11 protein-coding genes and 1 pseudogene are annotated in these 12,204 nt (G+C 65.1%); 4 read left to right on the top strand and 8 right to left on the bottom strand.

What is annotated here, in order from left to right; genetic code table 11:
* The first annotated feature begins 6 nt into the window (after positions 1 to 6).
* On the top strand, positions 7 to 891 hold the full coding sequence (locus RA26_RS17370; protein WP_039185763.1) for a PhzF family phenazine biosynthesis protein: 885 nt from the start codon (positions 7 to 9) through the stop codon (positions 889 to 891).
* Positions 892 to 919: 28 nt separating this feature from the next.
* Here RA26_RS17370 and RA26_RS17365 read toward each other — a convergent pair whose 3' ends face one another.
* Together RA26_RS17365 and RA26_RS17360 are read right to left on the bottom strand one after the other, a co-directional pair.
* Complete coding sequence (locus RA26_RS17365; RefSeq protein WP_039185761.1) at positions 920 to 1,789, bottom strand: DUF1206 domain-containing protein; 870 nt, start codon at positions 1,787 to 1,789, stop codon at positions 920 to 922.
* A gap of 133 nt (positions 1,790 to 1,922) precedes the next feature.
* The gene (locus tag RA26_RS17360; RefSeq protein WP_241482684.1) at positions 1,923 to 2,750 is read right to left on the bottom strand and encodes a DMT family transporter; all 828 of its coding nucleotides are present in this window, start codon (positions 2,748 to 2,750) and stop codon (positions 1,923 to 1,925) included.
* A gap of 1 nt (position 2,751) precedes the next feature.
* On the opposite strand from RA26_RS17360, the pseudogene RA26_RS17355 reads away from it, so the two are divergent.
* A pseudogene (locus RA26_RS17355) lies at positions 2,752 to 2,961 on the top strand (PhzF family phenazine biosynthesis protein); the annotation flags it as partial.
* Positions 2,962 to 3,035: 74 nt separating this feature from the next.
* On the opposite strand, the gene RA26_RS17350 reads toward RA26_RS17355, so the two are convergent.
* The 3 genes from RA26_RS17350 to RA26_RS17340 all read right to left on the bottom strand — a co-directional run bounded on the left by RA26_RS17350 (position 3,036) and on the right by RA26_RS17340 (position 7,769).
* Complete coding sequence (locus RA26_RS17350; protein ID WP_039185756.1) at positions 3,036 to 3,584, bottom strand: amino acid synthesis family protein; 549 nt, start codon at positions 3,582 to 3,584, stop codon at positions 3,036 to 3,038.
* A 194-nt stretch (positions 3,585 to 3,778) separates the two neighbouring features.
* Complete coding sequence (locus RA26_RS17345; RefSeq protein WP_152612655.1) at positions 3,779 to 5,854, bottom strand: bifunctional sulfate adenylyltransferase/adenylylsulfate kinase; 2,076 nt, start codon at positions 5,852 to 5,854, stop codon at positions 3,779 to 3,781.
* 235 nt (positions 5,855 to 6,089) lie between these two features.
* Positions 6,090 to 7,769: an adenylate/guanylate cyclase domain-containing protein gene (locus RA26_RS17340; protein ID WP_039185753.1), complete on the bottom strand. Its 1,680-nt coding sequence runs from the start codon at positions 7,767 to 7,769 to the stop codon at positions 6,090 to 6,092.
* A gap of 136 nt (positions 7,770 to 7,905) precedes the next feature.
* On the opposite strand from RA26_RS17340, the gene RA26_RS22760 reads away from it, so the two are divergent.
* Complete coding sequence (locus RA26_RS22760) at positions 7,906 to 9,180, top strand: caspase family protein (RefSeq protein WP_052272471.1); 1,275 nt, start codon at positions 7,906 to 7,908, stop codon at positions 9,178 to 9,180.
* A 45-nt stretch (positions 9,181 to 9,225) separates the two neighbouring features.
* On the opposite strand, the gene RA26_RS17330 is transcribed toward RA26_RS22760, so the two are convergent.
* Both RA26_RS17330 and trxB read right to left on the bottom strand, forming a co-directional pair.
* The gene (locus RA26_RS17330; protein WP_039185751.1) at positions 9,226 to 9,558 is read right to left on the bottom strand and encodes a ribonuclease E inhibitor RraB; all 333 of its coding nucleotides are present in this window, start codon (positions 9,556 to 9,558) and stop codon (positions 9,226 to 9,228) included.
* A 5-nt stretch (positions 9,559 to 9,563) separates the two neighbouring features.
* Positions 9,564 to 10,505, bottom strand: a complete 942-nt coding sequence (trxB, locus tag RA26_RS17325; protein ID WP_039185748.1) for a thioredoxin-disulfide reductase — start codon at positions 10,503 to 10,505, stop codon at positions 9,564 to 9,566.
* Positions 10,506 to 10,745: 240 nt separating this feature from the next.
* On the opposite strand from trxB, the gene RA26_RS17320 reads away from it, so the two are divergent.
* The gene (locus tag RA26_RS17320; protein ID WP_019296031.1) at positions 10,746 to 11,246 is read left to right on the top strand and encodes an Lrp/AsnC family transcriptional regulator; all 501 of its coding nucleotides are present in this window, start codon (positions 10,746 to 10,748) and stop codon (positions 11,244 to 11,246) included.
* A gap of 57 nt (positions 11,247 to 11,303) precedes the next feature.
* Here the strand turns inward: RA26_RS17320 and RA26_RS17315 are convergent, their stop codons facing one another.
* Positions 11,304 to 12,080: a Hint domain-containing protein gene (locus RA26_RS17315; protein WP_039185745.1), complete on the bottom strand. Its 777-nt coding sequence runs from the start codon at positions 12,078 to 12,080 to the stop codon at positions 11,304 to 11,306.
* Between the last annotated feature and the right edge of the window lie 124 nt (positions 12,081 to 12,204).

Here is a 12,204-nt window from a genome sequence, read left to right as displayed (position 1 = left end):
ACTGAAATGGCACAATTAGATTTCGACTGGGTGGATGCCTTTTCTGACCGCGCCTTTGGCGGCAACGGCTGCGCGGTGGTGCATGGCGGGGCGCATCTGCCGGTGGATGTCTGCACCGCTTACGTTCGGGAGACCTCGCTGGTGGAATGCACTTTCACTGGGCCGTCGGAGGTGGCGGATGTCAAGGTGCGCTATTTCCTGGCAAGCCGCGAGATCCCCTTTGCAGGCCACCCGACCATCGCCACGGTGGCGGCGATGCGGGGTCGGGGGCTGATCGCGGGCGGCAGTATCACTCTGGAGACCGGCGCCGGGATCGTGCCGGTGACGCTGGACGGCGATCTGATCGAGATGACGCAAGTTGCGCCGGAATTCGGCCCCTATGCTGATCCGGCGCTGGCGGCGGCGGCGGTGTCGCTGCCTGTGGAGGCCATCGTGGGGCAGCCGCAGAAGGTCTCCACCGGGCTGCCGTTCTGCGTCACCGTGCTGCGCGACCGCGCGGCGCTGGAAGCGGCTGAATTGAATCTGGAGGCGCTGGCCGTTTTGGGCAAATCGCTGGGTGCTGACGGCATCGACATGATGGAGCCGTTTCTGGTGACGCTGGAAGGTGCGACCGCGGCGGGCGACACGTTCTCGCGCTTGCTGATGGCGCCGCCGAGCCCGCCGGAGGATCCGTTCACCGGGTCGGCCACCGGGGCGATGGCGTCTTACCTGTGGAGTCATGGCCTGATGGAGAAGGCGGAGTTCACCGCGGAGCAGGGCCATGGCCTCGGGCGCCCCGGCCAGGCACGGGTGGCGCGGGTTGGCGCGCCGGATGCGCTTGAGGGCGTGCGGGTTGCAGGCGAGGGGTTTGTGCTGATGCGCGGCACGGTGGACCTGCCGGAAGCGGTGTAGCCCGCTTGCGGGCAGGCGGGCCTTGACCCTAGCTGTTCAGCGTGTCTTTCAGCGATTGGGTGCCACGGTCACTTGCCTTGGGCACGATGCGCCAGGCGGCGTTGACGAAACAGACCACGGCAAAGCCCAGGAGGCCGATGCACAGAAGGGTCACCAGGATCTGGCCGTAGGCTTTGTCCTGCAGCCAGTCGAAGGCGGTGCCGATCCCGCCGGCCTGGTGGCTGGAGGCATAAGCGGCGGCCTGCACCATCAGAAGTCCGATGATGGCAATGACGGCACCATGGGCGGCCATGCCGGCCTTCAGCACCAGGTTCAGATGCAGGGTGGCCGGGTTGCCCTTCAGGTGGCCGCGGTAGCCTTCGCTCCAGGCCTTGTGCAGGTAATAGGCGCCGGCGCCGAGGGTGAGCGCCCCGGCGATGCCCGCGGCAGCCTGGCCCGCGGGGGCGGCGAGCAGGCGGTTCACCAGCTCTGTCTTTCCGAGCCCGTCGCGGCGGCCCAGAAGCACGGTGATGGCCAGCCCGCCAAGGCCCAGATGCACCAGCCCTGTGGTGAGCATTCCGGCGCGGGCGATCAGGCCCTTGGCGCTGCTTCCGTAGTCCTCGAGGTCCCAGATGCTGTCAACTGCGCGCCAGGCGGCATAGGCAAACATGCCAAGCGCAATCAGCACCAGAACGGCGGTGCCAAGCGCACCCTGCAGGCGGCTCATCGCTTCGCCGGTGCCTTCGGCCTCGCCGCCGTGCCAGATCGACCAGAGCGAGGCGCCGCCCACCAGCAGGTAAACCAGCCCGCGTCCGGCGTAGCCGGCCTGCATGACCGGAATTGCCCAGGCGAAACCGCCGGCAGGAATGTCTGCTGGATCGTCGCGGCGGGAATCGGGCGGGGCGGTATGCTGCGGCATGCGGGTCCTTCTGAGCACGCGGGTTTGCGGGGATGGGGGAACAACGCCCAAGCGGACGGAAATGTTCCCTGCATGCGCTGCCGCTGCAGTGATGCGGGCTGATCAGGCTTTGCCGGCTTTGATTTCTTCCCACTCATTTCGGGCTGGCGGCGGGCTGCCGCTGCGGCCAGAACACCTCGAAGAACACCGATCCGGACACGACAATAATTGCGGCAAACTGCAGCCAGGTCGGGCTGTCACCCAGGAAGGCGATCGCCAGTCCGGCTGCGATTACGGGCTTGAGGAAGAAAAGATAAGACGCGCGTGTCATGTCGGTGGCTGCAGCCAGCCCGCCAAGCCATAACAGCTGGGTGATTGTGGTGTTCCAAAGCCCGAGGACAACCAACGGCCAAACCGCGTCAGGCTGCATCCCGGCAAGCGAGACTGGATTCACCCATGTGCCCCAGAACGCGCCGACTCCGGCCCACAGGCCAACCGCCCCGATGGCAATGGCGATCGTCGTTATGCGCATGCCGCCATGGCGGACCATAAGCGGTTTGGCGATGACAGAGTAAGCGGCAACAAGCGCTGCGCAAAGCAGCGCCATCAGGACGCCCCACAAAGACGCACCCCCGGCGGTCAGCACGTCCAGATATCCATCCGTGAGCAAAGCGGCGACCCCTGCCACAGCCAAGAGGCCAGTGATCAGCTTGACCGTGGAAACCGGTGTGCGATTGACCGCCGGATTGAGAAGGCCGACGAATATCGGGATCGTCGTAACCAGCGTGGCGACCTGAATGACGCTGGCGAAGTCCAGGGACCAGTGAAAGAATAGATAGGCAAGCGAAATCCCGATCAAGGACAGCGGAACGAGCATTCTCCAGTCTTCTTTGAGCGGCGTCATCAGGTCACGCGTGTCGCTGCGCAGGAGTGACCAGACCAGCAGCCCGGCGGCGCCGATGAGATAACGCCAGACGGACACTTCCGGGTCGGCCACCGGGGCGATGGCGTCTTACCTGTGGCGTCATGGCCTGATGGAGAAGGCGGAGTTCACCGCGAAGCAGGGCCACGGCCTCGGGCGCCCCGGCCAGGCGCGGGTGGCGCGGGTTGGCGCGCCGGATGCGCTTGAGGGCGTGCGGGTTGCAGGCGAGGGCTTCGTGCTGATGCGCGGCACGGTGGACCTGCCGGAAGCGGTGTCGGTTTATCGGAACGCAGAAAATGGGAATGGAGAGTGTTTGCGGCCGGGGCAAGGCAGCCGTTGATATGGCTAGGTCTTGACTGGTCCGCTTCCGCATCTTGGGATTGGGCGCCCGCGATCTGCGTAGGCGAGAAACATGACAATCTCATCCGGCGCCGGTCCGTCCGGAACACAGAGTGTCATTGTGTCAAAATGATCAAAGGACCAGGGATTGTCCTTATGTCCAAGTGGCAGGTCGATCGATGCGCCGACAGGACCGACCTTTACGTTTGAAGGAATGACCGCGTCACCGCCGCCAGCCGCCGCTCTCATCGGTGCGCCCAACCGAGGGTGAATCACGGCGCCCCCTTGCTCCATATCGCCCGAGACACCGACAATTGCAGCCTTGCCATACGAAACCGGTGGATACTTCAGCAGGTCAATAGCCTGCTCTGCAAGGCGCCGGCCCAGCTCGGCTCCTATCTCGAAGAGCGGCGACAGGTCGTTCTCAAAACGCCCCGCGAGCGGATTCTTGAACACGGCTGCGACAGCGACACGCGTCACGGGTTCGCAAGGTGCGCCGAATGAGTCGGTCTCAATTCGTTCCTGCAAAAAAACAGTCTTGCGCGTTTGAAACATTCGCAACTCCCGTGCAACCTCTTTGAAAGAGCATCGCCTCAATTTCCCCAAAAGTCGAGCGTTCCTGCAGTCTTGGGTATGACTGCGTATGATGGGCAAGTTCCGCTGAGGGCTCAGATCCGGCCATCGCATGTGCAACGCAAAACGGCCCGCCAATTGGCGGGCCGTTCTCATGTCTCGCTGTGCCGTCAGGCTCAGGCCTTGATCAGACCCATGCTTTCCAGCTTCAGCAGAACCTGGTGGGCGCAGTTGTCGACATCGACGTTTTCGGTCTCGACCGACAGTTCCGGGTTCTGCGGCACGTCATAGGGGTCGGAGATGCCGGTGAACTCTTTGATCTTGCCTTCGCGGGCCAGTTTGTAGAGGCCTTTGCGGTCGCGGCGCTCGCATTCCTCGATCGAGGTGGCGACGTGCACTTCGACAAAGGCGCCGAACTGCTCCACGTCCTCGCGCACGGCGCGGCGGGTTGTGGCATAGGGCGCAATCGGGGCGCAGATGGCGATACCGCCGTTCTTGGTGATCTCGGACGCGACATAGCCGATGCGGCGGATGTTGAGGTCGCGGTGCTCCTTCGAGAAGCCCAGCTCGGAGCTGAGGTTCTTACGAACGATGTCGCCATCGAGCAGGGTGACCGGGCGGCCGCCCATTTCCATCAGCTTGACCATCAGCGCGTTGGCGATGGTGGATTTGCCGGAGCCGGAGAAGCCGGTGAAGAACACGGTGAAGCCCTGCTTGGAGCGCGGCGGCTTGGTCTTGCGCAGCTCGGAAACCACCTCGGGGAAGGAGAACCACTCAGGGATTTCCAGGCCCTCGGCCAGGCGGCGGCGCAGTTCGGTGCCGGAGATGTTCAGGATGGTGACGTTGTCGCGGTCTTCGATCTCGTCGTTCGGCTCGTACTGGGCGCGCTCCTGCACATAGACCATGTGTTTGAAGTCGACCATTTCGATGCCCATTTCACCCTGGAACTCGCGGAACAGGTCCTGCGCGTCATAGGGGCCATAGAAATCTTCGCCGGCAGAGTTCTTGCCGGGGCCTGCGTGGTCGCGGCCGACGATGAAATGGGTGCAGCCGTGGTTCTTGCGGATCAGGCCGTGCCAGACCGCCTCGCGCGGGCCGGCCATGCGCATTGCCAGGTTTAGCAGCGACATGGAGGTGGTGGCGGCCGGGTATTTGTCCAGGACGGCTTCGTAGCAGCGCACGCGGGTGAAGTGGTCGACGTCGCCCGGCTTGGTCATGCCGACCACCGGGTGGATCAGCAGGTTGGCCTGGGCTTCGCGGGCGGCGCGGAAGGTCAGCTCCTGGTGGGCGCGGTGCAGCGGGTTGCGGGTCTGGAAGGCGACAACCTTGGTCCAGCCCAGCTTGCGGAAGTAGGCGCGCAGCTCGTTCGGGGTGTCGCGGCGGCCGCGGAAGTCATAATGCACGGGCTGCTGGATGCCGGTCACGGGGCCGCCCAGGTAGACCTTGCCTGCGGTGTTGTGCAGGTAGTTCACGGCGGGGTGGGCGTCGTCATCGGCGCCAAAGACCTTCTCGGCCTCTTTCGCCTTGTTCGGCACCCAGTTGTCGGTGACGGTCATGGTAGCGAGGATCACGCCTTCCTGGTCGCGCAGAGCAATGTCCTGGCCCGCTTCCAGCTTGGCCGCAAAGTCCTCGGACACATCGAGGGTGATCGGCATCGGCCACAGGGAGCCGTCGGTCAGGCGCATGGTGTCGACGACGCTGTTGTAATCAGCCTCGGACAGGAAGCCCTTGAGCGGGTTGAAGCCGCCGTTCATCAGCAGTTCTAGGTCGCAGATCTGGCGCGGGGTCAGGTCCCAGCTGACCAGGTCGGCTGCTTCGACTTTCAGTTTCTGGGCGCTTTCGTAGGAGACATAAAGCTCAGGGATGGGAGCCAGATTGCTTTGCATCGGGTTGGTCCTGTGTTTGAGAGGGGGGAGGCCGCTAGCGGAGCCGGTGAGTTCCGCGTGCAGCGCATTGTATTCTGCGAGCTTGCGGGCAAGGAATTGATCGGTGAGCCGCACTTTTTCCGCCGCACCCCGGGTGGTCAGCGAATAGGCAAACCGTTGCCGTTTGTCCGGGCCGGAGCGGGCGCTGATGGTGATCAGGCCGCTATCGGCGGCAGCGCGCAGCAGGGTATTGAGCCGCCCCAGCGAAATTCCGACCGCGGCGGCGGTCGCGCGCTGCGAGGCGTCCGGAGCCGTATCAAGCTGGCGCAGGAGGCGGAACAGCAGGTCTTCGCCTTCCGGAGTGGATATGGATGCGGTTTCGGTCACGGGCAGCAGCAGTACGGTCAACGGGTTAAAAGTGTGTTCACGCGTGAACGCATTGCATGATCCGCTGTGGATGCAAAGCGGAAACTGGGGGCGGGCAGCGAAATTCTGCTGCGTTGCAGGGCTGCAACGCGGGCGGGTGGCGGTGCGGTTGTTCTCTCCCGGTGTGCCGGGCTGGATGGCTGGCACGGGCTGGCGCGGCAGGGGAAACAGGCGTTTTGTGCTTGGGCCCCCGGGCCTAACGCTGTTCTCCGGCCAGAGTGCGGGGCAGGGCGGCGGCATGGGGCACAGGAAGGGCGTCCAGCGGCAGGGAGACGCCGCGCAGCTGGAAGGTTTCAAGCGCCAGATGCGCCGAATCATAGCCTGCGGCCTCTAGCACCTGGGCGGAAATCAGCAGCTCCACGCCCAGCTCCTTGGTCTTGGCCTCCAGCCGGCTGGCGGTGTTGACACTTCCGCCGATGATGGTGCGCGGGGCATGGGCGGCGCTGCCGATCTCCCCCAGCACCAGATCGCCCAGGTGAATGCCGATACCGATCCTGACCTCCGGTTCGCCGTCAGCGGCCAGTTGCGCGTTGAAGTCCTGCAGCGCGGTGCCGATGGCGGCGGCGGCCTCCAGCGCGGCTGCGGCAGAGCGGGCAGGGGTTGGGGCCTCAAACAGCGCCAGCAGCCCGTCGCCGAGGTATTTGTCCACCTTGCCGCCCGCATTTGTGATGGCGGGCACGATGGCGTCGAAAAAGCGGTTCAGCAGGAACACCACGTCATAGGGCAGCTGGCCTGCGGTGCGGGCGGTAAAGCCGCGCATGTCGAGGAACAGTACCGCCAGCTGCTGTTCGCTGCCCTGGCTGGCATGGGCGCGGCCGCGGCGGCCGTCGGGGCGGAACAGGCGGGTGACGGTCAGGGGCGCCTGCGGGCGGATCTGGCAGGCCAGCCGCATGTTGGCGGGCGCCTTGACCCGTTCCAGGCTGCGGGCCTCGGGCGGCTCAGGCGGCGGCAGGTGCTCGCCGCCCTCGTCCACCACCACGCGGCAGGTGGTGCAGCGCCCCTTGCCGCCGCAAAGCGAGGTGTGCTGGACACCGCCCGTGCGCGACATCTCCAGCAGGGTCATGCCGCGCTCTGCCCGGATCTCCGGGCCGAAGGCATAGCGGATGGTGACCGCCCGGCGGCGGCGGATGAGCTTGCGCAGGAGGTAGGATGCGGCAGCAAGGCCGAGCAGCGCAAAGAAGATCATCAGCCACTGGCTTTCGGTTGCAAACATCTCAGCAAAGGCCTGCTGGCTGGGCCAGTTGAAATCCTCCATCAGCGCGGCGCGCTCGGTGCCTTCGGCAAACAGGTCATAGATGCGGCGGCCTTCTGTCAGCAGGCCGGCAAAGGCAAAGGCGGGGATGAACACGGCAAGCCCGGCCATCCAGGGGATCAGCGGGCGCCACCAGCGGGTCAGCCGCAGCCAGTAGTGCAGCCCCATGCAGCCGTGGATCCAGACTGCCAGCAGCAGGAGGCTCTGCTGCCAGATCTCGGGCGAGGCCCACATCAGGATGATCTGATAGGGCATCTCGTCATTGGTGCCATGGACCTCGTGCGAGTAGCGGGTAAAGACGATGTGCGCGATGAGCTGCAGCGGGATCAAAAGGCCAAGCACGGTCTGCAGCGCCTCGCCCCAGCGCATCCGCAAGGTGCGGCGGCGGGCCAGGTTCCACAGCGCCAGGCCCGCGTGCAGGATCAGCGAGGCATAGAGGATCAGGCTGCCCAAGAGGCTGCGGGTGATCACCTGGCGGGCGTCCTGGAACTCATCCATCCATTCGGGTGAGATCAGGCCGAGGCCGATGTTCAGAAAGTGGAAGAAGGCATAGGTCAGCAGCACCAGCCCGGTGATGATCCGGGTGCGGGTGATCCAGTTGCCTTGCCAGAGTGCGCTTGCCACGGTCTGCCCTTCCGCTTGCCTGTTCTGCTGCCAAACTGGCCGCGGCGGGCGGGGCGGTCAAGCCAGCGGCTGGCTTGATTGCCCCCTTAGGCCTGTGCAACGGTTCCGTGGCATTGGTTTAGCGGGGATTGATATCGTGTTGAATTATCTGAAGGCTGCGCTGCTGGCAGTGATACCGTTGCTGTGGTCTGCGCCGCTGGCAGAGGCCGGACGGCGGATCGCGCTGGTACTGGGCAATTCGGATTATGAGAACGCCTCCTTTCTGCCCAACGCGGAGCGGGACGCACGTGATATCGCAGCGGCGCTGCGCAGCATCGGGTTCGAGGTGCACGACGGCTACAACCTGGGCCGCCGGGACACCCTGCGCCTTGCCCAGCGGGTCACTGGCCAGCTGCAGCAGGACGACACCGCGCTGTTCTATTACTCCGGCCACGGGGTGCAGCTGGGGGCAGAGAATTTCGTGTTGCCGGTTGATGTTGCGGGATCGGATGAGCAGGAGCTGAAGTCCGCCTCGGTAAGCCTGCAGGCGATCCTGCGCGAGATGGAGCTGCGCGCCGGGCGTAACATCATCGTGCTGGATGCCTGCCGCAACAATCCGTTCCAGTCGCGGATGGCGGCACGCAGCCTGGGCGGCGCGGCGCGGGGGCTGGCGCGGGTGGATGCGGGCGTCGGCTCTTACATCGCGTTTTCCACCCAGCCGGGCAATGTGGCGCTGGACGGCAGCGGCCGCAACAGCCCGTTCACGGCGGCGCTGCTGCGGCATCTGCCGCGCAACGAGGACCTGCACGCGATGATGCGGCGGGTGCGGGCCGACGTGGTGGCGGAAACCGGCGGCAGCCAGGTGCCGTGGGAGAACTCCTCGCTGATTGATGAGGTCTTTTTGGCGGCGCGCGGGCAGGCCGCGCCTGACCCGGCTGGCGCTGCCGTTCAGGCGGTGCCGTCCGGGCAGATCCAGCCGCGGGCGCAGCAGTTCGGCTATCGCGTCTCTGGCCTGGATCCGAACGGTGACGGGTTTCTGGCCCTGCGGGACGGCACCACATCCGGTGCGCGGCGGCTGGCCAAAATGGTCGAGGGCACGCGGCTGGCGGTGCTGGCGCAGCGCGGGCGCTGGCTGCAGGTGCGGACGGAAACCGGGCTGGAGGGCTGGGCGCATTCGAACTGGATCCGCAAGGATGCCGCCGCCAGCGCCGCTGCGCCTGTTGCGCAGAACCAGTGCGACGCCCTGTGGTTCCAGCGCAATTCGATCTTTGCCCGCCGCGGCTATTGCTTTCAAAGCGCACGCGGGCAGGCGGCGTTTTCCAATGCAGGCTGCATTCCGGGCATGCGCGCAGGCGAAGTGCCGCTGAGCGCGGCGGAGCGCGAAGAGGTCAGCCGGCTGAAGGCGCAGGAACAGCTGCTGGGGTGCCGTTAGGCCTGGTGTCTGCAATCGGTGCCGTTGCCTGCCCGATGCGCAGGCTTAGCCCTCCAGCCCCCAGCCGTCCGGCGCAAAACCGTGCGGCAGGGCGGTGCGGGTGGCCAGTTCCTCGCCGATCCAGATGCCGGTGGCAGAGATGATCTGGTCCGGCAGGGTAGCGGCCAGATAGGGCGCATCTTCGCCTTCGGCCTCAAAGAACTCGCAGGCAAAGCCTTCGCGGCTCAGCTCCTCTGCCAGCGGGCGCCAGTCTGCGCCGTCGCTGGCGGGGACGAAGAAATAATCCACGTCCGCCACCTCCGGCAGGCCGTGTTCGGCCTGCAGATCGTTGAATGCCGCAACGGTTTCAGCCCGTTGCGCGGTGAAATCATGCGGCATCCCTGTTACTCCTGCTCAGCCAGGAAACGCTCGGCGTCGAGCGCGGCCATACAGCCCATGCCGGCTGAAGTGACCGCCTGGCGGTACTTGTGGTCCGTCAGGTCGCCCGCGGCATAGATGCCGGGGATCGAGGTCTCGGTGGAGCCGGGCTTGACCTTGATATAACCGCCGTTGTGCAGCTCCAGCACATCCTTGACCAGCTCTGTCGCCGGCGCATGGCCGATGGCGACAAAGACGCCCTTGCAGGGGATTTCCTTGACTTCGCCGGTCTGCACATTCTTGACCACGACGCCTTCGACCCCCAGCGGGTTGTCGGTGCCGACGACCTCTTCCAAGGTGTGGAACCACAGGGTCTCGATCTTTTCGTTCTTGAACAGGCGGTCCTGCAGAATCTTCTCGGCGCGCAGCTCGTCGCGGCGGTGGATCAGGGTCACTTTGGAGGCGAAGTTGGTGAGGAACAGGGCTTCCTCGACTGCGGTGTTGCCGCCGCCGATCACCACGATCTCCTGGCCGCGATAGAAGAAGCCGTCGCAGGTGGCGCACGCCGAGACGCCGAAGCCCTTGAACTTTTCTTCCGAGTCCAGGCCCAGCCATTTGGCGCGGGCGCCGGTGGCCAGGATCACCGCATCAGCGGTGTAGGTGGTGCCGCTGTCGCCCTTGGCAACAAACGGGCGGGCGGAGGTGTCGAGCGAGGTGATGATGTCGCCGATGATCTCGGTGCCCATCGCTGCCGCGTGTTCCTGCATCTTGATCATCAGGTCGGGGCCCTGCACCTCGGTGAAGCCCGGGTAGTTTTCAACTTCGGTGGTGGTGGTCAGCTGGCCGCCGGGCTCAATGCCCTGAACCAGGATCGGCTCCAGCATGGCGCGGGCGGCATAGACCCCCGCAGTGTAGCCGGCAGGCCCGGAGCCGATGATCAGAACCTTGGTGTGGCGCGTCTCGCTCATGTGTGTTCCCCACGTAATGCAGCCTGGCGGGTGTGCCGCCGTCAGGCAATGCATATAGCGGCAGGGCGGGCAGGCTTAAACCCCCTAGGCATTGCATGCTGCGGGACACAAATTTGCGAGGGATCGGCGCATTGCGTCTTGCACTGCTGTGCCGCAAAGAATATTGCGCGACGATGAAACAATATTGCGCAGCCCGGCGGCGGTGCTATAAGAAACGCAAATCTCACAGGAGTTTCCGGCATGGTCACAACCCGTCTTGATCCGATTGATCGCAAGATTTTGTCGGAGCTTCAGGCCGATGGGCGGATGACCAACGTGGAACTGGCCAAGCGGGTCGGGATTTCGGCGCCGCCGTGTCTGCGCCGGGTGCGGGCGCTGGAGGAGGCCGGGCTGATTCACGGCTACCACGCAGATGTGAATTCTCGCGAGTTGGGATTTGAAGTGCAGGTCTTTGCCATGGTGGGGCTGGAAAGCCAGGCCGAGGCAGAGCTGAGCGCGTTTGAGGAGAAGTGCCGCAGCTGGCCGCTGGTGCGCGAGTGCCACATGCTGAACGGCGAGGTGGATTTCATCCTGAAGTGCGTGTCGCCGGACCTGAGCACGTTCCAGAGCTTCCTGACCGGCGATCTGCTCACCACGCCGAATGTAGCCAGCGTCAAGACATCGCTGGTGATCCGCGGCGCCAAGGATGAGCCGGGCGTGCCGTTCGAGGTGCTGGAAGAGCGGCTGGCGCGCGAGGCCTGAGGCACGGCAAGGGCGGGCAAGATATAGGCGGGCCTGGTCGCCCGCCGGTTTTCCGGTTTACAAGATCGAAGTGCCAGGCCGGCTGACGCTGTCGGCCCTTGGATGGGCCAGCGGGCCGAAGCCCTGGATGCTGTCCGTATGGGCAAACAGGTTCAGGAACAGCGTCTTGATCGCATAGCTTGCCAGTTTCAGCGCGTCCGGGCCCGGGTGGTAGGTCTCAAAGGCCAGACCGCCCACTGTGATCACTGCGTGGCGCGGCAGGCAGAGGTGGTAGAGATCCACAGGTGCCGGCGGCGCGGTTTCAAAGATGCTCATGCCATCCTGGAATTCGGATGCCAGCGTCAGCAGCCGGCCGTCGCCTGCGCCTTGCATGTGCGGCGGTGTGCGCAGCAGGCGTGCCGCGGGACCGGCCACGAGGCTGGCAGAGGGTTTCTGAAGGCCCAGGCTGTCGGCCATGAAGCTGGTCAGGGTGCGGCTGCGGGCGCCGGAGCGGCCGGGCAGCACGCTGGTGCGGCCGATCCAGACCAGCGGCTGGCTGCAGCCGTCCTGGGTTGCGATCTCATCGCCGGGCAGCAGATCCTCGACTGCAATCGGCCCTTGGGCCGTTTCCACCAGCGAGCCCCGGGTGAAGGCGCAAAAGGCGTCCTCGAACAGCGGCAGGGCCGGGGCGATATGGCGGGTTTCCGAGATGCCGCCGCCGGGCAGCAGGCAGCTGACCTCGTAGCGGCGCAGCTGCGGCTTGCTGGTGCTGCGCAGTGCAGCGGGGTCCTGCAGGATTGCAGTGGCCTCAACGGCATTGGCTGCAGCCCTGTGCAGCGACTGGGGGATGGTCATGACAGCAGACCTTTCCTTTCAAACTGCCCGCTTGCATCGGCCCCCACCGGCAACACAGACGTGCTTGAACGATATGATAGGCCCAGCTTTCCCGGATTTAGCTCAAATTGTCAAAAAATCTGAA

The sequence above is a fragment of the Leisingera sp. ANG-M7 genome (genome assembly GCF_000813965.1).
Lineage (GTDB): Bacteria > Pseudomonadota > Alphaproteobacteria > Rhodobacterales > Rhodobacteraceae > Leisingera.
The sequence above is the reverse complement of the archived record's forward strand: the minus strand, read 5'-3'. Positions and strand labels throughout refer to the sequence as shown.

What these genes read in the sequence shown, in the direction of transcription:
- RA26_RS17370 (WP_039185763.1), top strand. Translation starts at nt 7, where the DNA reads ATGGCACAATTAGATTTCGACTGGGTGGATGCCTTTTCTGACCGCGCC.
- RA26_RS17365 (WP_039185761.1), bottom strand. Translation starts at nt 1,789, where the DNA reads ATGCCGCAGCATACCGCCCCGCCCGATTCCCGCCGCGACGATCCAGCA.
- RA26_RS17350 (WP_039185756.1), bottom strand. Translation starts at nt 3,584, where the DNA reads ATGTTTCAAACGCGCAAGACTGTTTTTTTGCAGGAACGAATTGAGACC.
- RA26_RS17330 (WP_039185751.1), bottom strand. Translation starts at nt 9,558, where the DNA reads ATGCCGCATGATTTCACCGCGCAACGGGCTGAAACCGTTGCGGCATTC.
- trxB (WP_039185748.1), bottom strand. Translation starts at nt 10,505, where the DNA reads ATGAGCGAGACGCGCCACACCAAGGTTCTGATCATCGGCTCCGGGCCT.
- RA26_RS17320 (WP_019296031.1), top strand. Translation starts at nt 10,746, where the DNA reads ATGGTCACAACCCGTCTTGATCCGATTGATCGCAAGATTTTGTCGGAG.
- RA26_RS17315 (WP_039185745.1), bottom strand. Translation starts at nt 12,080, where the DNA reads ATGACCATCCCCCAGTCGCTGCACAGGGCTGCAGCCAATGCCGTTGAG.